Here is a 21,435-nt window from a genome sequence, read left to right as displayed (position 1 = left end):
GGCAATATTCGCGACAACGACCTTCGGGCCAGTTGCTCGGCGGAAATGAACGGTCAAAGCTGCGGCAACATCCGTGACAGCGATCTACGCGCTTATTGCGAGGCCAAAACCAATGGCCAAAGCTGCGGCAATATTCGCGACAACGACCTTCGGGCCAGTTGCTCGGCGGAAATGAACGGTCAAAGCTGCGGCAACATCCGTGATAGCGATCAACGCGCTTATTGCGAGGCCAAAACCAATGGCCAAAGCTGCGGCAACATTAAAGACAGCAACTTGCGTAACGAGTGTGATGCCATAAAGCGTTGATCTCCGAGTCACGCGGGACCAGCCGCTCTTCATCGACGCTGGACCCGCGCACTTGAACTCGTTAGTTGTTAAAGCGCCTGACGATTTCTTATCCTCGTGGCCACCTCTGCCCAATCGATACCGAAGTTCAGATGTACCTCACCACCTGTACGCCTTGGGTCCAGGTTGTGTGAAAACGGGCTGGATGCCTCCTGCCACTTCCTTTTCCCTGTCGTGACTTCGAAGCCTAGATTAGGCACCTCGCGATCAAGTGCCTATCGTCAATGCCTTTGGCCGAAAGCGTTTCCGGAGGATAAAAATTGGGGTCACACCACTGAGCCCGAGCCAAGATGGACGATTCGCTGCTGATCGTGGTCGTCCAGCCACAACCCTGCCCAGGATCCATCGCCCCCCGTCCTGAGGAATATTGAGAGCCGCTCGTTTACTCTGGGATCTTCGCAGGCCGTCCATCGAGCAGTATCGGCGGAGTCCGGAACGTGAAAGGCGGTGATAGCGCTGTTGTTGTATTCAGGTTCGGGATGCAAGTTCATGTCTTTCCTAATCATTGTCTTTAACGAGCATCGTAAATGAAGCAGGATTGGCTCACGTTTCGTAAGCAATGACGTAGCGGTTACCGCAGCGCTTGATATGAGCAAAGCCAAGCGAGCCCAAGTGCATGCCAGCAACCATCAAGTTGTCTGAACTGGCAACATCCAGCACTCTCGTTCGCGTGGCCGCCGATAGCAGCGGGTCCTGGTCGAATGCAATCGTGACATCGGGGCGGGCAATCTGAATCTGAGGAAAGTGAACGATATCGCCCCACACCAGCAGGTTGCCCACCCCGGACTCGAAGCAGTATCCGCAGTGCCCGACGGTATGCCCAGGCAACGGCATCGCGCTGATGCCTGGCAATACGTCATTGACGGTGAACGGGCGCAGGTTTTTCCGGTACCGCTCGAACACCCTTCGTGCAAACAGGAAGTTTCCACGGGCGCGTTCACTGGCCTGGCCAAGATGGCCATCGTCCTCCCAGAACATTAGCTCTCGCTCGTGCACAACCAACTCAGCATTGACGAACGCCATCTCTCCCACTGCGTTCAACAAGCCACCGATGTGGTCGGGGTGCGCGTGGGTCAGCAGAATCGTGTCTATTTCGCCGGGCTTCACGCCAGCCACTGCAAGATTGGCCAGTAACTCGCCGCCCCATTGTTTGAAGCCTCCGGCCCCGGCGTCGATCAGAATCGTACGACCACGCCCACGCACCAGATAACAATTGATATGGATTGAGGCTGGATTGCTGATCCCGGCGGCTAACTGAAGCCGGGCCGCTTCCGTTGGTGTGATGTTGGCTAGAAAATCCAGGCTAGCACCCAGGTAGCCGTCGCTGATGGCTGTGATTGAATAATCGCCAATTTGCTGGCTGGGGAGTCTCCCACGAGGTAGGTCCACGTGACTCATGGCTGTAACTGCGCAGTCATTGCACGATAGACATTCAGTCCCGGCAGATCGATGGCCCTGGCCTGAGCGCAATCCAGTTTGGCCAGCCAGCGGTGTGCAGGGGTACCGTCCAAAGCAACGGCGTGTAGCGCTATAGGTGTAAGGCCTGACTCAATCAATACTTGAGGACCTTGTTCACTGACCAACAGGAATTCGTCCGCGCCCACGGCAACTGCCCGGTCCAGGCCGGCGTAGAGGTTGCGTCTCCAATCAGTGATGTGCGACTGCCAACGGGAAAAGTTGCCGCCCCCTTTTTGGCGGTACTCATCGCTCTGCAATACGGCCAGCGTGTCGACTGAATGCAGGGCCAAGTAGGCCGGACAATCGCCGCTCAAGGCTTTGAATCGCTGTGAGGAGCTAAAACCACTCACCGAGATCAACGCGGGCAGTTTTTCCAGGCTGTAAAACGCATTCCACTCGGCTTCGCTGGCGGGATCGGCGTAGTTGCATTCGACTGTGTAAATCATCATGGCACTTCACTTATTGATGTTTCATCATGCTAGCGGCACACCAAGCAGCCATAAAACGACTTTTCGGCACCCATCAGTGACTAAACATCAAGGTCGGTGCTTTGACTTGAACCAGGAAAGCCCATGCGTCGAAAGCTCCCGAGTAACGCTGCCTTGATAGCCTTTGAAACAGCAGCCCGCCATGGCAGTTTTGCCCGTGCCGCAAACGAGTTGGCCCTGACCGAAGGCGCCGTCAGTCGGCAGATAGGCCGCCTGGAAGCCTTTCTCGGCGTCACCCTATTCGAGCGCGTTGGCAACCGCGTACGGCTCTTACCTAATGGTGAGCGCTACGCTGCCCAAGTGCGCGAACTCCTCGACCGACTCGACAGGGACAGCCAGTACCTGATGGGACAGCCCAGCGACGGCGCAAGCCTTGATATCGCCGTCAGCCCAACGTTTGCCCTGCGCTGGCTAATTCCCAGGCTGTCTGGCTTTTGCGCGCAACACCCGAATATCTGCGTGCACCTGTCGGAACGCATGGAGCCATTCGTACTTGCCGGGAGTGGCTTTGATGCCGCCATCCATTTTGAGCATCCGGCCTGGACAGGCATGCACACGCACCACCTGTTGAACGAAGTATTAATTCCGGTTTGTCACCCTGCTCTCCTGAATCCCGGTGAGCAGGCAACGGCTCTGGATTCACTGCCGCGATTACACCGACGACAGAACCCGGATGCGTGGCAGCGCTATGCCCAGGAAACCGGGATTGTCCTGAGCAACCCAGCGATGGGCGCGCGCTACGATTTGCACGCGATGTTGATCGAGGCTGCACTGGCGGGGCTCGGCGTGGCACTCGTACCGCACCTGTACGTGGAAGCAGAGTTGGCGCAAGGCCGGCTGGTTGCGCCATGGCCCCAGGAGAAGAACATCGCCAAGACGTTCTGCCTCGTGTTACCCGCCCCCCTTGAGCTAAGCCGCGCTCCCATCCAGGCCTTTGCGCATTGGCTGTTGGAGCAAGCGCAGGTGAAATAGAGGCATACACATATCGAGTCCTTGTCTGGCGACTGCGCTTGCTTGCCGATCCGGTCGCCAAGGTGACGATTACCAATCGATAACTTTCGCAAGCAAGCGCAAGGCCTTACCAGTTGTAGCTCAACGACCCGGTCACATTTCGGCGATACCCGTATTTGCAGCTGTCGCCGGTGTAGCCACACTGAGAAACATAGGTTTCGTCGGTCAGGTTGGACGCATTGAGTGCGAGCTTCGCCCCTGCATAGGATGAAGACAGCTTGCCCAGATCGTAGCTTAGGCTGGCGTCAAACAGCGTGTAGTGAGGAATGCCTTCGCTGTTTTGCGAGTCGATATAGCTGGGGCCGACATAGCGTACCCCTCCTCCTATCGCCAAGCCCGATAGCGCACCACTCTGAACGGTGTATTGCGACCACAGCGAGGCCAGTTGTTCAGGGGTATTGCCAGGTTGATTGCCTTTTTCATCGGCCGTATTGCTGCGGGTAATTTCAAGGTGTGAATAGCTGTAGTTGGCCATCAACTCCAGAGCATCGGACAACTGCGCCTTGCTTTCCAGTTCGATACCGCGCGACTGGATTTCTCCGGTCGCCACCGAGAAACGATTGTTGGCGGGATCGGCAGTCAGCACGTTTTGCCGCGTCAGGTCGAACAGCGAGACGGTCACATAGCTGTCACTCCCCTTGGGCTGGAATTTGATCCCGACTTCGTACTGGCGACCGGTTTCGGGTTCGAAGGCACTGCCGTCACGCGCCACCGCCGTGATGTTAGGGAAAAACGACTCGGAATAGCTCGCATAGGGCGCCACGCCGTTGTCTGCCAGGTACATCACCCCGGTCCGCCACGTGAAGGCGTGATCGCGCTGCTTGAGGTCTGCCGCCGTATCGGTGGCGTAATGGATCGTTTTCGAGCGTGCCCAGTCTTGGCGACCACCGAGATTGAAGACCCAGTGGTCGTCAAATTTGAGCTGCTCCGAGAGATACACACCCACCTGGTCAAGCTGGCGACGCTGGTTGATGTCGTAGAAGGCGTCCAGGTCGCTGTAGTCCTGGTGATAGACCGGCGCATAGATATCCAGTGGATCAACCACGTTGCCGCCCCCCAACTGGTTGGTGCTGGCGTGCTGCAAATCGATCCCGACCAAGGTTGTATGTTCGAAACGGCCGACGTTCCACTGGGCTTGGAAGTGGTTATCGAGCAGCGCATTCTTCACCTCTTCGTGGCCCAGATAACCGAAGCGGCCCACTGTGCGCTGGTCGTCATCCAGGCCATATTGGTAAATCGTGCGCTGTTCCTGATAGGAACGGCTGTAACGGGCGTTTTGGCGGAATGTCCAGATATCATTGAGGTGATGCTCAAACTGATACCCCAGTGACCACTGTTCTACGTCATATTTGTCGAAGTCAGGGTCGCCGACAAAACGATCCGTGGCGATCCGTCCGTAACGCGAGCTGTCGAGGGTGCCTACCCGTGGCAAGGCGTAGTAGCCCAGCACATTGCGGTCTTTTTGAAATGACGCCAGAACCGTCAGCGAGGTGTCTTCCGAGGGCCGCCAACTGATTGCCGGGGCGATGAATTGACGGTCATCACGGGCGTAGTCGATTTGCGTACCGCTCTCTCGCCACAGCCCGGTGAGGCGATAACTCAAGACGCCATCATCGCTAAGCGGCCCGCCGAAGTCCGCCGCCAATTGCTTGCGATCAAAACTGCCTGCCTGCACCACCAGTTCATGGAGCGGCTCATCGGTGGGGCGCTTGCTGATCACGTTGACCATGCCGCCCGGTGAGCTCTGACCGTAGAGCACCGACGATGGCCCGCGCAGGACTTCCACTCGCTCCAGTCCATAGACTTCACCCACGGCACGGCTCTGGTTGGCAAAGCTGTACTGGCGCAGGCCATCACGATAGATCCCACCGCCCGTTGTCGCGTCAAAGCCACGAATACTGATCGTGTCGCGCCGGGTATCGACGCCGTTGGCTTCACCATTGACCCCCGCCGTATAGCGCAGCACCTGCCCGATGCTTTGTGGCTGCTGAGCATCGATCTGCTTACGGGTGACCACACTGATCGATTGAGGCGTTTCCATGATCGACGTATCGGTCTTGTTGGCACTCATGGTTCGGCTGGCGACCAGGCCATCGTTGCGGCCCAGCGAGGTGTCGTACGCAGTGCCACTGATTGCGGTCGGCGCCAACTCCAGCACGTCGCTGCTGCTCGGTACCAGCAGCAGGCTACCGTCATCCTGGCGCTGATAGGTCAGCCCCGAGCCGAGCAAGAGCTGCGTCAAGCCGGCCTCAGTACTGAAATCGCCTTGCAGCCCCTGGGTATTCTTGCCAGCCGTCAGCGTTGAGCTGCCCGCCATGGTGATCCCCGCCTGCGCGCCAAACCGTGACAGCGCGGCATCCAGGGGGCCTGCGTCGATGCTGTAATGCTGCGAACTACCGGCGGCAAAGACAGGAAGGCTGCAAAGCGGTTGCACGCTGAGCAACAACAGTCCAAGCGTACGGGCACGCAGGGCGCGGGAAGGTGAAGTCATACGGGGCTCCTAAGGGGTTAAGACCCACCTCTGGCGGGTGGGTGATCCCTATAGGCCAAGCGAGTTTGAAAAAACTATCGCGCAGCGGAAAAAATAATTCAGGCGGGTACGATCGAAACCCAATACCGGGTCATGCGCTCGATACGCACCGGCAGCGTGCGAGCGACCAGCGTCAATGCTGCATCGGTGTCATCCAGCGAAAAACTGCCGGTGAGGCGTAACCCTGACACCTGCTCATGGCAACGTAAAACACCGGGACGGTAACGCGAGAGTTCCGCCACCAGGGCATCCAGGCGCAGGCGATCCGCCGGCAGCACTCCGCGCAACCAAGCCTGGGAGACCAGGAGATCGGCGCGGTTTGGCACGCCAATCCCGAAGCGGTCCACGCGTGCCTGCCATCCAGCCTCGAACGAGGATGGCGCTTGTTGGCCTCGTGAGTGCACCTGCACCTGGCCTTCCAGTACCGTCACCTGTGTGCCCTGCCGATCATGGCGCACCTGCAAATACGCGTCGCGACTCTGCAGGATCGCGTCCGGTGTGATCAGTTGCAGCGAGCGCGACTCTGCCCGAACACGCAAGGCCAACTCACCCTCGATCATCTGGATGCGCCGCACTTGGTCAGTAAAATCCAGGTTCACGGCGCTGGCCGTGTTCAGCCACAGCGAGCTGCCATCAACCAGGGCCCACTGGTGACGCTCGCCCGTTCCTGTGCGGTAGTTCGCCAGTGCAGCGCGCACCGGCGTGGAGCCCGCGCCTTGCCAGGCAACCCCGCCAACCGCCCCCAGGATCAACAGGCGCTTGAGTACCTGCCGACGTTTCTGCATGTCCGGCCCGGCCGATTCCAGTGCCCTGCGCGCGGTGGCATCGCGCAAAAGATTTGCGCCAGGCTGCTGCAATAACGGCAAGCTGGCGACACGTTGCCAGGCATGTTCATGCTCATCGCTCGCCTCGCGCCAACACCGCAATGCCTCCAGATCAGGCGCATTCATCAACCCGGACTGCATCCTGACAAGCCAATCAATGGCGGTATCGCGCACCTGCGGACTAATGTCGGACCTCATTCGAAACGGCTCGCATAGCAAACACTGAAGGCTTTACCCATGGCCCTTTGCACTTGGGCCACGGTCAGCCCCAACTGCGCAGCGATCTGTGGATACGTCAGGCCGTCGAGCTGAGACATAAAGAAAACCTGTCGTACGCGCGCAGGTAGGCCAATCAGCAACGAGTCGAGTTGCAACAAGGTTTCGATCACCAGATAGCGGGCCTCGGGTGACGATTCCACCCCTTCGGGTCGAGCAGCCAACGCTTCAAGATAAGCCCGCTCAATCTCCTGGCGGCGCCAGCGATTGATCAGCAGTCCATTGGCAATTGCTGCGAGAAACGCCATGGGCTGGCGCAACTCGCGCACCTGCTGAGGCGCGCGCAGCACGCGGATGAACGTGTCGTGGGCCAGGTCCTCGGCATCGGCACTCTGCCCCAATCGCCGGTTCAGCCAGCCCTGCAGCCAGCCGTGATGATTCTCGTACAACTGTTCGACGGACGATATTGGGCTGGCATCCTGCATGTGAGGCTCGCGAGGCGTGAATGATAACGCTTCTCATCTTATTGGTCCGGCGGAGGGTTGTACAGCGTTTACACATGTTTCGCGGTGGAATTCTCCGCCAATCAAACTACGACCCGGTGACCTTGCGGTGCGTGTGGGCAGGAAATTCCGTGTCGTTTCGCTGACTCCCCAGCCTCAACGCCACCGCGGGCGGCTCGAAACCGTCCAGTTCGAATTGATCAACCGGGGCCCCGCCTCAGTTGTCCGAATTTGATTATATCTTGGCAGCATACTCAATATCGGCAAGCCCCAGCAGTCCCTACCATCCTCATCAAGGCCATTGCCGACGGCGAGACTCAACCGATCATGCGGCGCTGGCTGGACGGGAAACGCGGATATCCGCACCCGTTTCAGTTCAAACAACCAGGGTGAGATGAAATGAAGCAACTTCTTATTTGGGCGCTTTTCGGCACTATCGTGTCGACTCCACTGGCCGCGCAGGCATCGGATGGGGCAGATGCGCTGGTGCGCTGGCATGAGCAATTCAAGCAAGAGCAAAAAAAGCTCACTGAGCGCCAGGAGTGATCATGGCTCCGGTAGTTCTCAGCCATCCGGCTTGATCTATGTGCCGGGAGCTGTCGTTCAGGCGGCAACTATATGATGGCCGGCACCGCGCACGTCTGGGAGTCCGCTTCTATACACTTGAGCAAGTACGGCTAGGCGCAGGCATGTGGGTATAGTCGATCCTATCGTCCAGCGCACATCCCGGAGTTTCCAACCCGTGTCTGACTTGCCAGGCAACGCCGCCTACACAAAACGCTTCGACGCCGTACTCGCCTATATCGACGCGAATCTTGAAGGCGACTTGTCGGTGAAGACGCTGAGCCAAGTGGCGTATTTTTCGGCGTTTCACTTCCATCGGCAGTTCACCGCGTTTGTGGGCATGCCTGTTGCGCGCTATGTGCAGCTGATGCGTCTACGACGCGCGGCGCATGACTTGTCTTCCCGCGCTGACTATTCGGTGCTGGAGGCCGCATCGGGGGCGGGCTTTGAAAGCCCAGAAGCCTTTTCCAGGGCGTTCAGGCGAGCGTTCGGCATGGCGCCGAGCGCATTCAGAAAGCGGCCGAATTGGCAGGTCTGGCGTGGGGTGTTCAGCGTCCCTCATTTTTCCAGGAGCATCATCATGCAGGTACGAATAGTTGAGTTTCATTCCGTCAGGGTTGCTGCATTAGAGCACCTCGGCGACCCAGAGCGCGTGGATGAAAGCGTGCAGTCATTCATCGCCTGGCGCATGCAGAGCGGGCAATCGCCGGTAGCTTCCAGTCGCAGCTTCGGTATTCCTTTCGGCAATCCTGATACCACCCCGGCCGATGAGTTCCGGTTTGCCATTTGCGGCGAGATCCACGCGCCGCTGGCAGCAAATGCGTTCGGCGTCACTGAACGCGTCATCCCGGGTGGGCGCTGTGTGGTGGTGCGTCATGTGGGTTCGCCGGATCACATCGCAGAGTCGATCTATCCGATCTATCGTGACTGGCTCCCTGGCAGCGGCGAAGAGCTTCGAGACCAGCCATTGTTTTTCGAGTACCTGAGCATCTTCCCCGAAACACCGCAGGATCAATGGCAGACCGATATTTATGTGCCATTGCAATAGTGGCGCTTTACCGCCGGTAGAGTGAAGAATGCCCATCCAAGGCCGCGATGGCGGTGTTATTGGCGCACCGCTATGATGTGGCCTTTCGCTAAACGCCTCAGGAAAGACCATGCCCGCCCTCACCTTCCGCAACGCCCTGCCCGCCGACGCCGCCCGTTGCTTTGATATCGAAATCAGCGCCTATGAGGGCGACGAAGCCGCGACGCTGGAGAAAATCGCCACGCGTATTGCGCAATACCCGCAAGGTTTTTTGATCCTGGAGGCCGCTGGCGAGGTGGTGGGTTTTATCAATTGTGGATGTGCCCATCAGGTGGTGATGTCGGACGAGGCGTTCAAGGAGCTGGTGGGCCATTCGCCCGAGGCGCCGAATGTGGTGATCATGTCGGTGGTGGTCGACCCGGCGCATCAGGGCAAGGGCTATTCCACGCTGCTGATGACCGAATTTGTGCAACGTATGCGGGCCATGGGCAAGCAGACCATTCACCTGATGTGCAAAGAGCGCCATGTGCCGTTGTACACGCGCATGGGCTACCGCTATGTGCAGCCTTCGCCCTCGGATCACGGCGGGATGGCGTGGCATGAGATGGTGATGGCTTTTTAATGGAGCCCCGTGAAACCAATCCCGTTTGCAGCATCCAGCCAGGCACCACGAATTGACTCGGAATGCCTTGATGTCCAGGACTCGGATTAGCAGCCGGGTGTTTCTGTCTAAAGCGCTGTGATCGTCAGGGCTTTACCGAACAACCGGTTCTCATGGGTTTCGCCCTGGAAGGTATACGTCGGCGAACCGAGCAGCTCGTACCCGCGCCGAGGGTAGAACCCCAGCGCCCGCTCATTACCCACCCACACCGTCGCCCACACTAACGTCGCGCCCCCCAGCCGCGCACGTTCTTCCGCCGCTTGCAGCAGTTGATAGCCGATGCCCCGGCCGGTAAAGCGTTCCTGGATGTACAGGCGTTGCAGTTCGGCCACGTCGGGCCCTGGAATCAGCGGGTGGCCGGCGCGTAACTTGAGTTGGGCAAAGCCGACGAGGTGACCGCCGGATTCAGCCACCACCAGCGCAATCCCCGGCTCGCTGATCAGCCGTGCGATGGTCTGCGGCGCAAAGGCTTGCAGCGCTTCGGTGGCGATGGAAGTCCGTATACCTTCGGTGGCATAGGTGTCGAGGAAGACCTGCATGCCCAGCACGCCGATACACAGGGCATCCTGGGGAATGGCGTCGCGGATCAGGTAGGTCATTGCGGCATGGGCTCGATACGGGATAGTTTTTTGTAGGCGCGAACACGTTCGCGCCTATTGTGGGGCTCATTCACCTCACTCACCGGCAAGGCTGAGTAGTAAGGTTTTTACGGGTTAGAGATTAACGTCCCCGTACCGGCAGGCGGGTAGATGATTTCCTGGGTATCCAGGTTCCGGATGCTGGAATAGGTGTGGTACTGGGTACTGTAGTTGGGCCCGACCCCCTGGGTGCTTGCACTCAGGCGGTAGGTCACCACATAACGCTGCCCGGCCTTGAACTCCACGTCGTCGGCGCCTTCATTACAGAACGCACCGCCAGTGCCCAGGGCATTCATCGACACGTTGCACCAGCGCAGCGAATGTTTGCCAGGGCTGAGCTTCAGTGCCTGTTCGCCGGTCACGTTGAGGATCGAGTGACGGCCAGCGCCGGGCAAGGGCACACCATCGACTTCGAACGCCAAGGCCAGGCGGTGAAATGGCACGCCCAGTTCACGTTCGCGCCAGGTATCGAAGTACACCAGCGCGGGGTTGGGGGCGCCGTTGGACAGGTCGACGGGGTGGAGTTTTTCCGGGGCCCAGTCGCCCTGGTAGTTTTTGTAGTGGTAGTCGGAGCAGGCGCCGAGCAGTGGCAAGGTCAATACGGCGGCAAGTTTCAGCAGTTTCATCGGGTAACGGTCCTTGTGGGCGATGAGATCCTATCGACAGCACTTTTGTTTTCTTGAATAACCATCGCGCCCGAACACTGACAACCATGGCGGTGCCTCGCCGGGCTGTGTAATCATCGCCTCTCGATCTCTCGAGGGATGGAGCCACCGCCATGTCGCTGAACACCACCACCCACCCGGCGCAAGCACCGCGCTTCTGGCGTGACGAGCGTCTGCCGTTCATCGAAGCGCGGACCATTGCCGACGGGCGCAAGGTCACCTACACCCGCCACTCCCACGAGCATTTTTCCATCGGTGCGATCACCACCGGGCGCAGCTATTACCACTATGGCGCGCAGACCTTCCAGATCAGCGCCGGCACCGTGGTGTTGATGAACCCCGGCGATGTGCACGCGTGCAACCCGATCCATGACCAGCCCTGGTCGTATCACATGCTCTACCTCGACACCCCGTGGCTGACCGACCTGCAATACCAACTGGGGTTCAGTACCGACCAGGGGTATCGCCCGTTCAGTGCGCCGCACACCCGCGACCCGGTGCTGTACAAGGGCCTGATCGAGCTGTACCAGGTGCTGCTGGATGAGCAGGCCGAATTGCTGCACAAACAGAGCGTGCTGGTGAGTTACTTCACGGAAGTGCAACAGCGCCTGAACCCTTCGCCGGCCCCCGTGCGGGAGGTCAACCACAAGCTGGAGCGGGCCGCCGAGTACATCCGCACGCACTGCACCGAGGCCTTGAAACTGGAAGACATCTGCCTGGCCGCCGAGCTGTCGCCGTCTTATCTGATCCGCGCCTTCAAGCAGTATTACGGGTTGACGCCCCATGCCTTCCTGGTGAACCGGCGCATCCAGTTTGCCCGTACCCAATTGCGCAAGGGTGAGTTGATCGCCGATGTGGCCTTGGCTGCCGGCTTTGCCGACCAGGCGCATTTCCAGCGCACCTTCAAACAGCATTTCGCGGCCACGCCCGGGCAGTACCGCGACTTGCTCAAGCCATCAGCAAATAACCCACACTGGCCACCAGCAACGCGGCCATTGAGCGGTTGAACAGGCGCACGCCGTGCGGGTTGCCGAGGTAGCGGCGCAAGAACGTACCGGCATAGGCCCAGCACGCTACCGACAGGTAGCAGATCACCAGGTAGAGCCCGGCAAACAACCACACTTGCCGGGCGTCGCCATCGGCGACAAACAAGCCCATCCCCGCCACGCAGGCCAGCCAGGCTTTCGGGTTGAGCCATTGCATGATCGCGCCATAGAGCATCGACGGCGCGGTGGCCGAGCCGTCGGCGTCCAGCCGGCCATCGTCCACCGCCAGCTTCCACGCCATGTACAACAGGAAGGCCACCCCGCCCCACTGGATCAACTGAGTCAGGATCGGCCAGCGCACCAGGACTTCATGCAGCCCCAGGCCGATCAGCACCAATAGCAACGTAAAACCTGTGGCGGCGCCGAACACGTGTTTCTGGCTGGCGGCAAACCCGAAGCGCGCGCCTGAACTGAGCGCAACCACATTGACCGGGCCCGGGGTGATGGAGGTAGCCAGAGCGAAGGCCGCCATGGAAATGATCAAGCTCATTGCAGTTCCTTTTTGTCATGCCAAGCGAAGATGACTTCACGGTAAAGGGCCAGGCCAACGCGGTATTGAACAAAATGACCCTGGCGCCTCAAATGCGCCCCGGTTGGGCTTCCTTGACGGTAAATAGACCCTGTACCCTGTCGCCGCGCCCCCACTGTGCGCCGACCGATCCCAGCCACGTCAGGATGCCAATGCCAAACCCGATTCCTCGCCGGCGCGATGCCGCCGTCACCCGCGACGCCATTTTGCTGTCTGCGCGCAAGGTGTTCGCCCGCTCGGGCTATGACGCCGCTACCGTGCACGACATCGCCGTCGGCGCGGGCCTGACCACGGCGCTGGTCGACCGCTACTTCAGTTCCAAGGAGCAGTTGTTCGCCGACGTTGTCGCCGACACCCTGGCTCGCCCGCTTATTCCCGCCGACGGCCATCTGCGTGCGGACAACCTCGGGCGCACCCTGGCGACGGCACTGGTGAGCATCAGCGACGACAGCAGCGCGTCGCTGGAAGGTTGGCTGCTCCTGCTGCATTCGGCGTCGAGCCCACGCGCAGCGGCGATTGGCCGCGCGCAGCTGGAAAACAGTCAACAGCCGAGCATGGCCGCGACGCTCAAGGGCGCGCACGCGCAAGAACGCGCGGCGCTGGCGATGGCGCTGGTGGCGGGCTTTCAGGTGATGCACCAGCAACTGGCGTTGTCGGCACTGGTCAAGGCTGACCCGCAGGTGTTGATTGACTTGCTGACACCGCTCTTTCAGCAGTTGGTAGACGCACCCTCGACGTGACGGACGTGCGGCCATTCAACTGGAGTGAGCATGGGGACCGGGCTGCACACTGGCTTACTCGCCGGTCATGCGCGCCAGGCTGTTGCTCAAATGCAGCAGCATCGCTGCGCGTGCCGCGTCAGGGTCCTGGCGGCGGATGGCGTTGAGGATCGCCTCATGTTCCAGGTTGGCCAACTGCCCCAGCTTCATCAAGTCCGCATCGCCGCGCTCCTGGGCATTGATGCGCGCACGCGGAATCACTGAATTGCCCAGGTGCTGGATCACGTCGGTGAAGTAGGTGTTGCCGGTGGCCTGGGCGATCAATTGGTGAAAACGCACATCGGGCTCGACGCTGCTGCTGTCCTGGTTGCCGAGTGAGTCCTGGTAATCGTCGAGGGCCTGGCGCATCTGCTGCAATTGCGCGTCGCTGCGGCGCAAGGCGGCCAGGGCGGCGGCCTGGGTTTCCAGGCCCATGCGCAATTCGAGGATGCCGCGCACGCTGACGGCGGTGTCATGGGTCAGGTGCAGGCCCTGGCGCTCGTCGCGCGCCAGCACAAATGTGCCCACGCCATGCCGGGTTTCCACCAGCCCGGCCGCCTGCAGTTTCGACAATGCCTCGCGCACGACCGTGCGGCTGACGCCGTACTCGCCGACGATGGCGGATTCGGAGGGCAACCTCTCGCCCGGCAGCATTTGGCCAAGGAGGATGCGCTGGGTCAGCGCGGTGACGATGTCATGGGCCAGGCCCTGGGAGCGCTTGCGAGGGGGGTTGTTGAGCATCGGTCATTCCATGCATGGGACTCGGCCAATACTAACACCCTCGATCGCCACCAACTTGTATGACAACAAACAAACTTATCCTTTGCGATGCTGCGTTTTTTTACCGGACCGACTTGCCTGCGGGGAAAGTCCCGCAGCGCATACCTCCCGCAATATCGATGTTATTCGAGGGAAACCGGCTTCCACACAGGGTGCAGACAACTGAAATTTACGTTGCCACATCGAAAATCCAAGTTGTATGATGTCTATCAAGTTGTCAGACCTCTCCGACAACCCCTGAACCCATCCCCGCACAACAATAATCAGTGGGAGTTCTACCTCGTGACCCCTTCCAGCCCTGCGACAGCTGCGCCTGCCCTCGACCCCGTCCTGGCCCGCGCGATCAAGAAAGTGAAGAGCCATGTGCTCCCACTGTTCGTGATCATGTTCATCGTCAACTACATCGATCGCGTCAATATCGGCTTCGTGCGCACCCACATGGAACACGACCTGGGCATCGGCGCGGCCGCCTATGGTTTCGGTGCCGGCTTGTTCTTTATCGGCTATGCCTTGTTCGAAGTCCCCTCCAACCTGCTGCTGCAAAAAGTCGGCGCGCGTATCTGGCTGACCCGCATCATGTTCACCTGGGGCATCACCGCAACCCTGATGGCCTTTATCCAGAACGAAACCCACTTCTACATCCTGCGTTTTCTGCTGGGGGTGGCCGAGGCCGGGTTCTTTCCGGGAGTGATCTACTACTTCACCCGCTGGTTGCCTGGGGTGGAGCGCGGCAAGGCGATTGCGATCTTCCTCAGCGGCTCGGCCCTGGCTTCGCTGATCTCCGGCCCGCTGTCCGGGGTGCTGCTGCAAATCACCGGGCTGGGCCTGCATGGCTGGCAATGGATGTACATCATCGAAGGCATGGCCTCGGTGCTGCTGTGCTTTTTCGTGTGGTTCTGGCTCGACTCCAAGCCCCACGACGCCAAGTGGCTCAGCCGTGAGGAACAGGACGCACTGGTGGGCGAAATCGAGCGCGAACAACGCGAGCGTGACGCCGCCACCACGGTCAAGCCGAGCCTGGGCAAGCTGCTCAAGGACCGCCAGATCATGCTGTTCTGCGCGCTGTATTTCTGCATCCAGCTGACCATCTACGCCGCCACCTTCTGGCTGCCGAGCATCATCAAGAAAATGGGCGACCTGAGTGATATCCAGGTGGGCTTCTACAACTCCATCCCCTGGCTGATCTCGATCATCGCCATGTACTCATTCGCGGCGCTGGCCGGCAAGTACAAGCACCAGCAGGCGTGGGTGGCCACGGCGCTGTTGATTGCAGCGGCGGGCATGTTTTTCTCCACCACCGGCGGACCGATCTTTGCGTTTGTCGCCATCTGTTTTGCGGCGATTGGCTTCAAGTCGGCGTCGTCACTGTTCTGGCCGATCCCCCAGGGTTACCTGGATGCACGCATCGCGGCGGCAGTGATTGCGTTGATCAACTCGATTGGCAACCTTGGCGGGTTTGTCGCGCCCACGACCTTCGGTTTCCTGGAACAGACCACCGGGTCGATCCAGGGCGGTTTATATGGGCTGGCCGGCACCTCGATCCTCGCGGCGATCCTGGTGTTTTTCGCCAAGACCCTGCCAGGCGCCCACACCCCCAGCGTGCCGCACCCCGCCCCCGTCTTGAGCAAATAAGGAAGCGTTTTCATGAACACAGAACATCAGCACCACGCCCGCCACGCTCCGGTCGTCACCCACCTGGACGTGATCCCGGTGGCCGGCCATGACAGCATGCTGCTCAACCTCAGCGGCGCCCATGGGCCGTTTTTCACGCGCAACATCGTGATCCTCAAGGACAGCGCCGGGCATATCGGCGTGGGCGAAGTACCGGGGGGCGAACGCATCCGCGAAACCCTGGAAGACGCGCGCAGCCTGGTGATCGGCAAGCCGATCGGCCAGTACCAGGCTATCCTCAATGCCATGCGCCGCACCTTTGCCGCCCGCGACAGCGGTGGGCGCGGCCTGCAAACCTTTGACCTGCGCATCACCATCCATGCCGTTACCGCCATGGAAGCCGCACTGCTCGACCTGCTCGGCCAGTTCCTCGAAGTGCCGGTAGCGGCGTTGCTGGGCGAAGGCCAGCAACGCGATGCAGTGAAGATGCTCGGCTACCTGTTCTACATCGGCGACCGCCACCAGACCGACCTGGCCTACCGCAGCGAAGCCGACGCGGACGACTGGTTCCGCCTGCGTCACGAACCGGCCATGACCCCGGATGCCATCGTGCGCCTGGCCGAAGCCGCCCAGGCCCAGTACGGCTTCAACGACTTCAAGCTCAAGGGCGGCGTGCTGCGTGGCGCCGAAGAAATCGAAGCGGTCACCGCGCTGGCCGAGCGCTTCCCCGACGCACGCATCACCCTCGACCCAAATGGCGCCTGGTCCCTCAAGGAAGCCATCGCCCTGTGCCGCGACCAGCATCACGTGCTGGCCTATGCCGAAGACCCCTGCGGCGCGGAAAACGGCTACTCGGGGCGCGAAGTCATGGCCGAATTCCGCCGCGCCACCGGCCTGCCGACCGCCACCAATATGATCGCCACCGACTGGCGCGAGATGGGCCACGCGATCCAGCTGCAATCGGTGGACATCCCCCTCGCCGACCCGCACTTCTGGACGATGCAAGGCTCGGTGCGCGTGGCGCAGATGTGCCATGAATGGGGCCTGACCTGGGGCTCGCACTCCAACAATCACTTCGATATTTCCCTGGCGATGTTCACCCAGGTGGCCGCCGCCGCACCGGGCGATATCACCGCGATCGACACCCACTGGATCTGGCAGGACGGCCAACGACTGACCAAGGCACCGCTACAGATTGTCGACGGCCATATCCAGGTGCCCGCCAAGCCGGGCCTGGGGGTGGAGATCGACATGGACGCCGTGGCCCACGCCCACGAGCGCTACAAGGGCATGGGCCTGGGCGCGCGCAATGACAGCGTCGCCATGCAGTTCCTGATTCCCGGCTGGAGCTTCGATAACAAACGCCCCTGCCTGGTGCGCTGAGCCGATGCCCGCGAAAAAGTGACAGCCCGAGTGGCGTCAACCGTTGATCAACGAGAAGTGCGCGCCCACCCCGGCGCGCACGCCCTCGGCCACCGCCAACGCCACGGAACCGGCGGCCAGTGACGCATCGCCACAGGCAAACACGCCGGCCACGGAGGTCTGGCGGGTTTCGTCAGTGTGCAGGTAAGGACCGGTGGGGCCGTCGACGCGCCCGCAGCCCAGTTGTTCGGCCAACGGGCTGAGCCGGGTCCGCGACATTGTGAACACCCCATCCAACTGCACGATTCGGCCGTCAGCCAGTTCCAGGTCGGCACGCTCACCGCTGATGCGCGTCACGGCTGCGCTTTCCACGCTGACACCGCGCCGGTCCAACTGCGCCTGTTGCTCGGCATTCGGCGTGAACACGCCATTGGTGAACAAGGTGGTGCTGCCCCAGTCCGGCAACATCAGGGCATGGTGCATCGCCAGCGGCGAGGTGGCCAACACGCCGATGCGCCCTTGGCCCAGCTCATAGCCATGGCAATAAGGGCAATGGAACACCCGCTTGCCCCAGCGCTCCTGCAAGCCGTCAATGCCGGGCAATTCATCCACCACTCCGGTGGCCAGGATCAGCCGCTTGGCCTGGAACTGCCCATTGCATTGGGTGCGCACGCTGAAACCGCCCTGCTCCGCCCCCGCCTGGACCACGCTGTCCTGCACCCAGGTGACCGTCGGGTACTCCATCAACTGGCTGCGACCTTCGGCGGCGATAATCCCGGGCGCCTGGCCGTCCTGGCCGAGAAAGCCGTGGGAGGTCGCCGCAAACCGATTGCGCCGCAGCCCCGCATCAATCACCAGCACCTTGCGCCGCGCCCGCGCCAGTTGCAGGCCCGCTGACAGGCCGGCGTAGCTGCCGCCCACGATAATGAAGTCGTGCATCATGGAAGTGACCCCGTGTTGGCGCGCGCGGTGGTCCGTGCGCCTTCACGACACACCATAAGTTACGTAAAAATACCGCGTCAAGTGTCTCGCAACTTTTTAGGTTACGAACGATACTCCCGACCGAATCGACTTGAGGGTTTTTGATGAGAAATGACACCCGCCTCTCGCGCATGCTGCATGTGCTGATCCATATGGGCCGCCATGAAGCGCGCGCCACCTCGGAGACCATCGCGCAGATGCTCGGCACCAACCCGGTGGTGGTGCGACGCACGCTGGGGCTGCTCAAGGAAAAGGGCTATGTGCGTTCGGAAAAAGGCCATCAGGGTGGCTGGACCCTGGGCAAGCCCTTGAGTGAAATCACCTTGCTGGATATTCACAACGCGCTGGGCACGCCGTCGATCTTTGCCATCGGCCTATCCACCGATCACCCGCAATGCCTGGTGGAGCAGGCGGTAAACGCGGCGCTGACCGACGCGTTCGACCAGGCCCAGGCCTTGTTGCTGGCGCGCTTGGGCGATGTGACATTGGCGCAACTGGCAGATGACTTTGACGAGCGCTACCGCATCGCCATGGCGCCCTGATCGCGTTATAACCCGCGCTTGCGCAACCACTGCAGGAACCCCTTCTTCGCCGGCACCACCGGCGACTCCTGGGTCATGACCTGCGCAGCATGGATGCGGAAATCCAGCAGTGCTTTCATCGCTTCGCCGATGTCATGCCGCGCATCCAGGCACGGCTTGAGGTATTCCTTTTCGATACGGTACAGGGTGCAGAAGGTCTTGGCGGAGAAGTCCGCCGGGGTGGCCTCGTCGGACAAGATCCCGGCTTCGCCAATCACTTCCCCCGGCCCCATGCGCCCGGCCTCGAACTTGTGCCCGCCCTTGACCAGCATCACTGAGACCACGCCGGATTCCACGATAAACAAATGGTCGCTGACCTCCCCCGCCGGCAGGATCATTTCACCGGCACGGTAGCTGTGCAGGGTCATGTTCTGGCTGAAGGTGTCTTTCTCTTCCTGGCGCAACGTGGAGAAAATCGACGAGCGCTCCAGCAACGCCCGCGCACCGGACACCGCCGGCGGCGCGCTGCTTTCAGTGGCGGATAACAGCCCCACGCCCGCCGCCTGCAAATGCCGGAAGGCCAGGTCATACAGCTGGTTGCGCACCTCGCGCTTGAGCGGCATGGCCGGCACGAACCCGCTGATTTCGTACTCCACGCCCCCACTGGCCGAGGTCTTGAACGCCACGCTCGGCGCGGGCTTGGCCAGCAGCGGCCGGCAACCTTGCATCGCGCGCTCCAGCGCCTCGATCACCGTTTGCGGGCGTGCATGAGGGCTGACTTGCAGGCACACCGACAAGCCGAACATATCCGCCGGGCGCGAAAAGTTGATGATCTTGGCCTTGGCCGCCAGGGAGTTGGGAATCACCGCCATGCTGCCCTGGGAGGTTTGCAGCCGCGTGGCGCGCCAATCGATGTCAGTGACACGGCCTTCGGTGCCGTCGATGGAGATCCAGTCATCCAGCTGGTAGGGCTTGGTGGTATTGAGCACGATCCCGGAAAACACATCACTCAAGGTGCTTTGCAAGGCCAGGCCGACAATGATCGCCACCGCGCCGGAAGTCGCCAGCACGCCCTTGACCGGGAGGTCGAGCACATAGGCCATGGCGGCGATGATCGCGATCAAGAAGATCACCGCGCCCATCAAGTCCTGCAACAACCGCCCGGTATGCCCGACGCGCTGCATCATCAAGGTGCCGAGCAACACCGTGAGGGTCCGCGCGGCGAACAGCCACCAGCCGATCTGCAACGCGGTGGCCGCCAGGTGCAAGGCCGTGTTGTCGGCATAAGGCGCCAACTGCATGGGGTTCATGCCGTCGTTGAACAGCACGGCGCTGAATACCGCGAAGATCACCAGCCGCGCCGCCAGCTTCCAGTTGGCCAGGTTGGCGGAAATCAGGCGCCATACGGCGATGTCGATAAAGATCAGCGCCAGCGCGCATAACATCGGGTGATCAGCGATAAATGAGGGCATCCAGGCGACTCCAGGGTGAATGACGGGAAGATCGCATGAAATGGGGATGCGGGGTATAGCGCAGAACAAAATGTGAGGGCGAGCGCGCTCGCTCCCACATCAGGTTTGGCGTCACCTTTGAGTCAGTGCTACATCCGCCCGAACTTACCCGATTGGAAATCGGCAAACGCCTGGTGAATCTCCTGCTCGGTGTTCATCACAAAGGGACCATGCCCAACGATCGGCTCGTCGATGGGTTCGCCACTGAGCAGCAGCACCTTGGCGTCGTCATTGGCCTCCAGAGTCAGTTGGGTACCGTCACGCTCGAACACTGCCAATTGCCCCTGGCGCGCAAGCTCTTGGCCATTGACCAGCACCGTACCGCGCAGGATCACCAGGGCGGTGTTACGTCCGGCATGCAGGTCCAGGCTGACCGCCTTGCCAGCACGCAGGCGCAGGTCCCACACATCGATGGGCGTGAAGGTGCGCGCCGGGCCTTGGGTGCCCGCGAACTCACCGGCGATCAGACGCAATTGCCCGGCCTGGTTGGCCAACGGCAACAGCGGAATATCTCCGTCGAGAATCGTCTGGTAGCCGGCGTCGGCCATCTTGTCCTTGGCTGGCAGGTTGACCCACAGTTGCACCATCTCCAGTGCCCCGCCGCTGCGGGCGAAGGCTTCGGAGTGGAATTCCTCGTGGAGGATGCCCTTGGCGGCGGTCATCCATTGCACGTCGCCCGGGCCGATCTTGCCGCCGGCACCGGTGGAATCACGGTGTTCGACTTCGCCGTCATACACGATGGTCACGGTTTCAAAACCGCGATGCGGGTGTTGGCCGACGCCGCGACGTTGCTCAGTGGGGGTGAAATCGGCCGGGCCGGCGTGGTCCAGTAACAGGAATGGGCTGATGTGTTTGCCCAGGGTGTCGTAGGAAAACAGCGTACGCACCGGAAAGCCATCGCCGACCCAATGGGTGCGGGGGCTGGTGTAGATGCCGATCAGTTTCTTCATGGTGGTCCTCCAAAGTGCCTACACCATAAGTCGGCATAAGCTGGAGTACTAGCCGGTGAAAGCAGCTTGGTTCGTTCTACGTATAGGACAATCCGCTGACTCGGCGCTCACGTGCCAATGGGGAAGCCCTATACGCCGCCAACACCTGGCACGCTTGGCCCCGCCCAATCGGCGCGCTACTGCCGTCACGTAAATAGCTCAACGACAAGCCGCCAAACCCCATCCCCCTCTTAGCCAACCGTTGGAATTGTCACGCTCATCACCACAATCCGCCGCGTGATATTGCGCAGGGCTCAGGTGAAACCGACGGTCTGCATCGCGCGTCGGGAAGGCGCCGGGGCATCCGACAGGGAAATAGTCCGAGGGCTGGTCATCCCTGGCCTATGTGCTGATTGGCGGAGTCCTGGTGGGCACCGTGTTGACCCTGTTGTTTTTGCCGGCGCTGTGCAGCCTGGT

Annotated in this window: 21 protein-coding genes and 1 pseudogene; 10 read left to right on the top strand and 12 right to left on the bottom strand. The window is 60.8% G+C overall.

Annotation, left to right across the window (positions count from 1 at the left end; genetic code table 11):
- Positions 1–306: pseudogene (locus AC1Q6I_RS20480) on the top strand (hypothetical protein); the annotation flags it as partial.
- Positions 307–888: 582 nt separating this feature from the next.
- Here AC1Q6I_RS20480 and AC1Q6I_RS20475 read toward each other — a convergent pair.
- Positions 889–1,743, bottom strand: a complete 855-nt coding sequence (locus tag AC1Q6I_RS20475) for an MBL fold metallo-hydrolase (protein ID WP_024074949.1) — start codon at positions 1,741–1,743, stop codon at positions 889–891.
- Positions 1,740–2,249 (bottom strand): sugar ABC transporter, encoded by a 510-nt coding sequence (locus AC1Q6I_RS20470; RefSeq protein WP_168233563.1) that lies wholly within the window; start codon positions 2,247–2,249, stop codon positions 1,740–1,742. Before AC1Q6I_RS20470 ends, AC1Q6I_RS20475 begins: the two co-directional genes overlap by 4 nt.
- 126 nt (positions 2,250–2,375) lie before the next feature.
- Between AC1Q6I_RS20470 and AC1Q6I_RS20465 the strand changes: the two genes are divergently transcribed.
- Positions 2,376–3,263: a LysR substrate-binding domain-containing protein gene (locus AC1Q6I_RS20465; RefSeq protein ID WP_102624794.1), complete on the top strand. Its 888-nt coding sequence runs from the start codon at positions 2,376–2,378 to the stop codon at positions 3,261–3,263.
- 106 nt (positions 3,264–3,369) lie between these two features.
- Here AC1Q6I_RS20465 and AC1Q6I_RS20460 read toward each other — a convergent pair whose 3' ends face one another.
- The 3 genes from AC1Q6I_RS20460 to AC1Q6I_RS20450 form a co-directional block, all read right to left on the bottom strand.
- Positions 3,370–5,793 carry a TonB-dependent siderophore receptor gene (locus tag AC1Q6I_RS20460; RefSeq protein WP_069076411.1) on the bottom strand — a complete coding sequence of 808 codons (2,424 nt, stop codon included), beginning with the start codon at positions 5,791–5,793 and terminating at the stop codon, positions 3,370–3,372.
- Positions 5,794–5,891: 98 nt separating this feature from the next.
- Complete coding sequence (locus AC1Q6I_RS20455) at positions 5,892–6,854, bottom strand: FecR domain-containing protein (RefSeq protein ID WP_102624795.1); 963 nt, start codon at positions 6,852–6,854, stop codon at positions 5,892–5,894.
- Positions 6,851–7,357: a sigma-70 family RNA polymerase sigma factor gene (locus tag AC1Q6I_RS20450; RefSeq protein WP_102624796.1), complete on the bottom strand. Its 507-nt coding sequence runs from the start codon at positions 7,355–7,357 to the stop codon at positions 6,851–6,853. Before AC1Q6I_RS20450 ends, AC1Q6I_RS20455 begins: the two co-directional genes overlap by 4 nt.
- Before the next feature lie 417 nt (positions 7,358–7,774).
- Here AC1Q6I_RS20450 and AC1Q6I_RS20445 point away from each other — a divergent pair, with 417 nt between their 5' ends.
- The 3 genes from AC1Q6I_RS20445 to AC1Q6I_RS20435 all read left to right on the top strand — a co-directional run bounded on the left by AC1Q6I_RS20445 (position 7,775) and on the right by AC1Q6I_RS20435 (position 9,588).
- A complete protein-coding gene (locus AC1Q6I_RS20445; protein ID WP_024074943.1) occupies positions 7,775–7,921 on the top strand; it encodes a hypothetical protein in 147 nt (48 codons plus the stop codon).
- A 196-nt stretch (positions 7,922–8,117) separates the two neighbouring features.
- Positions 8,118–8,987, top strand: coding sequence for an AraC family transcriptional regulator (locus AC1Q6I_RS20440; RefSeq protein ID WP_069076414.1), 870 nt, complete (start codon positions 8,118–8,120; stop codon positions 8,985–8,987).
- Between the two features lie 109 nt (positions 8,988–9,096).
- Positions 9,097–9,588: a GNAT family N-acetyltransferase gene (locus AC1Q6I_RS20435; protein WP_024074941.1), complete on the top strand. Its 492-nt coding sequence runs from the start codon at positions 9,097–9,099 to the stop codon at positions 9,586–9,588.
- A 107-nt stretch (positions 9,589–9,695) separates the two neighbouring features.
- Here the strand turns inward: AC1Q6I_RS20435 and AC1Q6I_RS20430 are convergent, their stop codons facing one another.
- Together AC1Q6I_RS20430 and AC1Q6I_RS20425 are read right to left on the bottom strand one after the other, a co-directional pair.
- Complete coding sequence (locus tag AC1Q6I_RS20430; RefSeq protein ID WP_024074940.1) at positions 9,696–10,226, bottom strand: GNAT family N-acetyltransferase; 531 nt, start codon at positions 10,224–10,226, stop codon at positions 9,696–9,698.
- 107 nt (positions 10,227–10,333) lie between these two features.
- Positions 10,334–10,891 carry a hypothetical protein gene (locus tag AC1Q6I_RS20425; RefSeq protein ID WP_069076416.1) on the bottom strand — a complete coding sequence of 186 codons (558 nt, stop codon included), beginning with the start codon at positions 10,889–10,891 and terminating at the stop codon, positions 10,334–10,336.
- Positions 10,892–11,043: 152 nt separating this feature from the next.
- On the opposite strand from AC1Q6I_RS20425, the gene AC1Q6I_RS20420 reads away from it, so the two are divergent.
- Positions 11,044–11,937, top strand: a complete 894-nt coding sequence (locus AC1Q6I_RS20420) for an AraC family transcriptional regulator (protein ID WP_024074938.1) — start codon at positions 11,044–11,046, stop codon at positions 11,935–11,937.
- Here AC1Q6I_RS20420 and AC1Q6I_RS20415 read toward each other — a convergent pair.
- The gene (locus tag AC1Q6I_RS20415; protein ID WP_024074937.1) at positions 11,879–12,466 is read right to left on the bottom strand and encodes a LysE family translocator; all 588 of its coding nucleotides are present in this window, start codon (positions 12,464–12,466) and stop codon (positions 11,879–11,881) included. The genes AC1Q6I_RS20420 and AC1Q6I_RS20415 overlap by 59 nt on opposite strands.
- Before the next feature lie 191 nt (positions 12,467–12,657).
- On the opposite strand from AC1Q6I_RS20415, the gene AC1Q6I_RS20410 reads away from it, so the two are divergent.
- Entirely contained in the window at positions 12,658–13,245 is a 588-nt protein-coding gene (locus AC1Q6I_RS20410) for a TetR/AcrR family transcriptional regulator (protein ID WP_256581227.1), read from the top strand.
- 54 nt (positions 13,246–13,299) lie between these two features.
- Here AC1Q6I_RS20410 and AC1Q6I_RS20405 read toward each other — a convergent pair whose 3' ends face one another.
- Entirely contained in the window at positions 13,300–14,004 is a 705-nt protein-coding gene (locus tag AC1Q6I_RS20405; protein ID WP_024074935.1) for a FadR/GntR family transcriptional regulator, read from the bottom strand.
- 321 nt (positions 14,005–14,325) lie between these two features.
- Between AC1Q6I_RS20405 and AC1Q6I_RS20400 the strand changes: the two genes are divergently transcribed.
- Entirely contained in the window at positions 14,326–15,675 is a 1,350-nt protein-coding gene (locus AC1Q6I_RS20400; RefSeq protein ID WP_024074934.1) for an MFS transporter, read from the top strand.
- Positions 15,676–15,687: 12 nt separating this feature from the next.
- Positions 15,688–17,037 (top strand): glucarate dehydratase, encoded by a 1,350-nt coding sequence (gene gudD, locus AC1Q6I_RS20395; RefSeq protein ID WP_069076418.1) that lies wholly within the window; start codon positions 15,688–15,690, stop codon positions 17,035–17,037.
- Positions 17,038–17,073: 36 nt separating this feature from the next.
- Here gudD and AC1Q6I_RS20390 read toward each other — a convergent pair whose 3' ends face one another.
- Positions 17,074–17,958, bottom strand: a complete 885-nt coding sequence (locus tag AC1Q6I_RS20390; protein ID WP_102642564.1) for an NAD(P)/FAD-dependent oxidoreductase — start codon at positions 17,956–17,958, stop codon at positions 17,074–17,076.
- 143 nt (positions 17,959–18,101) lie between these two features.
- Between AC1Q6I_RS20390 and AC1Q6I_RS20385 the strand changes: the two genes are divergently transcribed.
- On the top strand, positions 18,102–18,539 hold the full coding sequence (locus AC1Q6I_RS20385) for an Rrf2 family transcriptional regulator (RefSeq protein WP_024074931.1): 438 nt from the start codon (positions 18,102–18,104) through the stop codon (positions 18,537–18,539).
- A gap of 5 nt (positions 18,540–18,544) precedes the next feature.
- Here AC1Q6I_RS20385 and AC1Q6I_RS20380 read toward each other — a convergent pair whose 3' ends face one another.
- On the bottom strand, positions 18,545–19,990 hold the full coding sequence (locus AC1Q6I_RS20380; RefSeq protein WP_024074930.1) for a mechanosensitive ion channel family protein: 1,446 nt from the start codon (positions 19,988–19,990) through the stop codon (positions 18,545–18,547).
- A 128-nt stretch (positions 19,991–20,118) separates the two neighbouring features.
- Positions 20,119–20,979 carry a pirin family protein gene (locus AC1Q6I_RS20375; protein WP_102624856.1) on the bottom strand — a complete coding sequence of 287 codons (861 nt, stop codon included), beginning with the start codon at positions 20,977–20,979 and terminating at the stop codon, positions 20,119–20,121.
- Between the last annotated feature and the right edge of the window lie 456 nt (positions 20,980–21,435).

This window comes from Pseudomonas sp. MPR-R2A5, from assembly GCF_058793055.1.
Note: the sequence above shows the minus strand (reverse complement) of the source record. Positions and strands in the feature narration are given on the sequence as shown.

Bases quoted from the DNA above. Each gene is read 5' to 3' on its own strand.
- AC1Q6I_RS20475 (WP_024074949.1), bottom strand. From the start codon at position 1,743: ATGAGTCACGTGGACCTACCTCGTGGGAGACTCCCCAGCCAGCAAATT.
- AC1Q6I_RS20470 (WP_168233563.1), bottom strand. From the start codon at position 2,249: ATGATTTACACAGTCGAATGCAACTACGCCGATCCCGCCAGCGAAGCC.
- AC1Q6I_RS20465 (WP_102624794.1), top strand. From the start codon at position 2,376: ATGCGTCGAAAGCTCCCGAGTAACGCTGCCTTGATAGCCTTTGAAACA.
- AC1Q6I_RS20460 (WP_069076411.1), bottom strand. From the start codon at position 5,793: ATGACTTCACCTTCCCGCGCCCTGCGTGCCCGTACGCTTGGACTGTTG.
- AC1Q6I_RS20455 (WP_102624795.1), bottom strand. From the start codon at position 6,854: ATGAGGTCCGACATTAGTCCGCAGGTGCGCGATACCGCCATTGATTGG.
- AC1Q6I_RS20450 (WP_102624796.1), bottom strand. From the start codon at position 7,357: ATGCAGGATGCCAGCCCAATATCGTCCGTCGAACAGTTGTACGAGAAT.
- AC1Q6I_RS20445 (WP_024074943.1), top strand. From the start codon at position 7,775: ATGAAGCAACTTCTTATTTGGGCGCTTTTCGGCACTATCGTGTCGACT.
- AC1Q6I_RS20435 (WP_024074941.1), top strand. From the start codon at position 9,097: ATGCCCGCCCTCACCTTCCGCAACGCCCTGCCCGCCGACGCCGCCCGT.
- AC1Q6I_RS20430 (WP_024074940.1), bottom strand. From the start codon at position 10,226: ATGACCTACCTGATCCGCGACGCCATTCCCCAGGATGCCCTGTGTATC.
- AC1Q6I_RS20425 (WP_069076416.1), bottom strand. From the start codon at position 10,891: ATGAAACTGCTGAAACTTGCCGCCGTATTGACCTTGCCACTGCTCGGC.
- AC1Q6I_RS20420 (WP_024074938.1), top strand. From the start codon at position 11,044: ATGTCGCTGAACACCACCACCCACCCGGCGCAAGCACCGCGCTTCTGG.
- AC1Q6I_RS20415 (WP_024074937.1), bottom strand. From the start codon at position 12,466: ATGAGCTTGATCATTTCCATGGCGGCCTTCGCTCTGGCTACCTCCATC.
- AC1Q6I_RS20410 (WP_256581227.1), top strand. From the start codon at position 12,658: ATGCCAAACCCGATTCCTCGCCGGCGCGATGCCGCCGTCACCCGCGAC.
- AC1Q6I_RS20405 (WP_024074935.1), bottom strand. From the start codon at position 14,004: ATGCTCAACAACCCCCCTCGCAAGCGCTCCCAGGGCCTGGCCCATGAC.
- gudD (WP_069076418.1), top strand. From the start codon at position 15,688: ATGAACACAGAACATCAGCACCACGCCCGCCACGCTCCGGTCGTCACC.
- AC1Q6I_RS20390 (WP_102642564.1), bottom strand. From the start codon at position 17,958: ATGATGCACGACTTCATTATCGTGGGCGGCAGCTACGCCGGCCTGTCA.
- AC1Q6I_RS20385 (WP_024074931.1), top strand. From the start codon at position 18,102: ATGAGAAATGACACCCGCCTCTCGCGCATGCTGCATGTGCTGATCCAT.
- AC1Q6I_RS20380 (WP_024074930.1), bottom strand. From the start codon at position 19,990: ATGCCCTCATTTATCGCTGATCACCCGATGTTATGCGCGCTGGCGCTG.
- AC1Q6I_RS20375 (WP_102624856.1), bottom strand. From the start codon at position 20,979: ATGAAGAAACTGATCGGCATCTACACCAGCCCCCGCACCCATTGGGTC.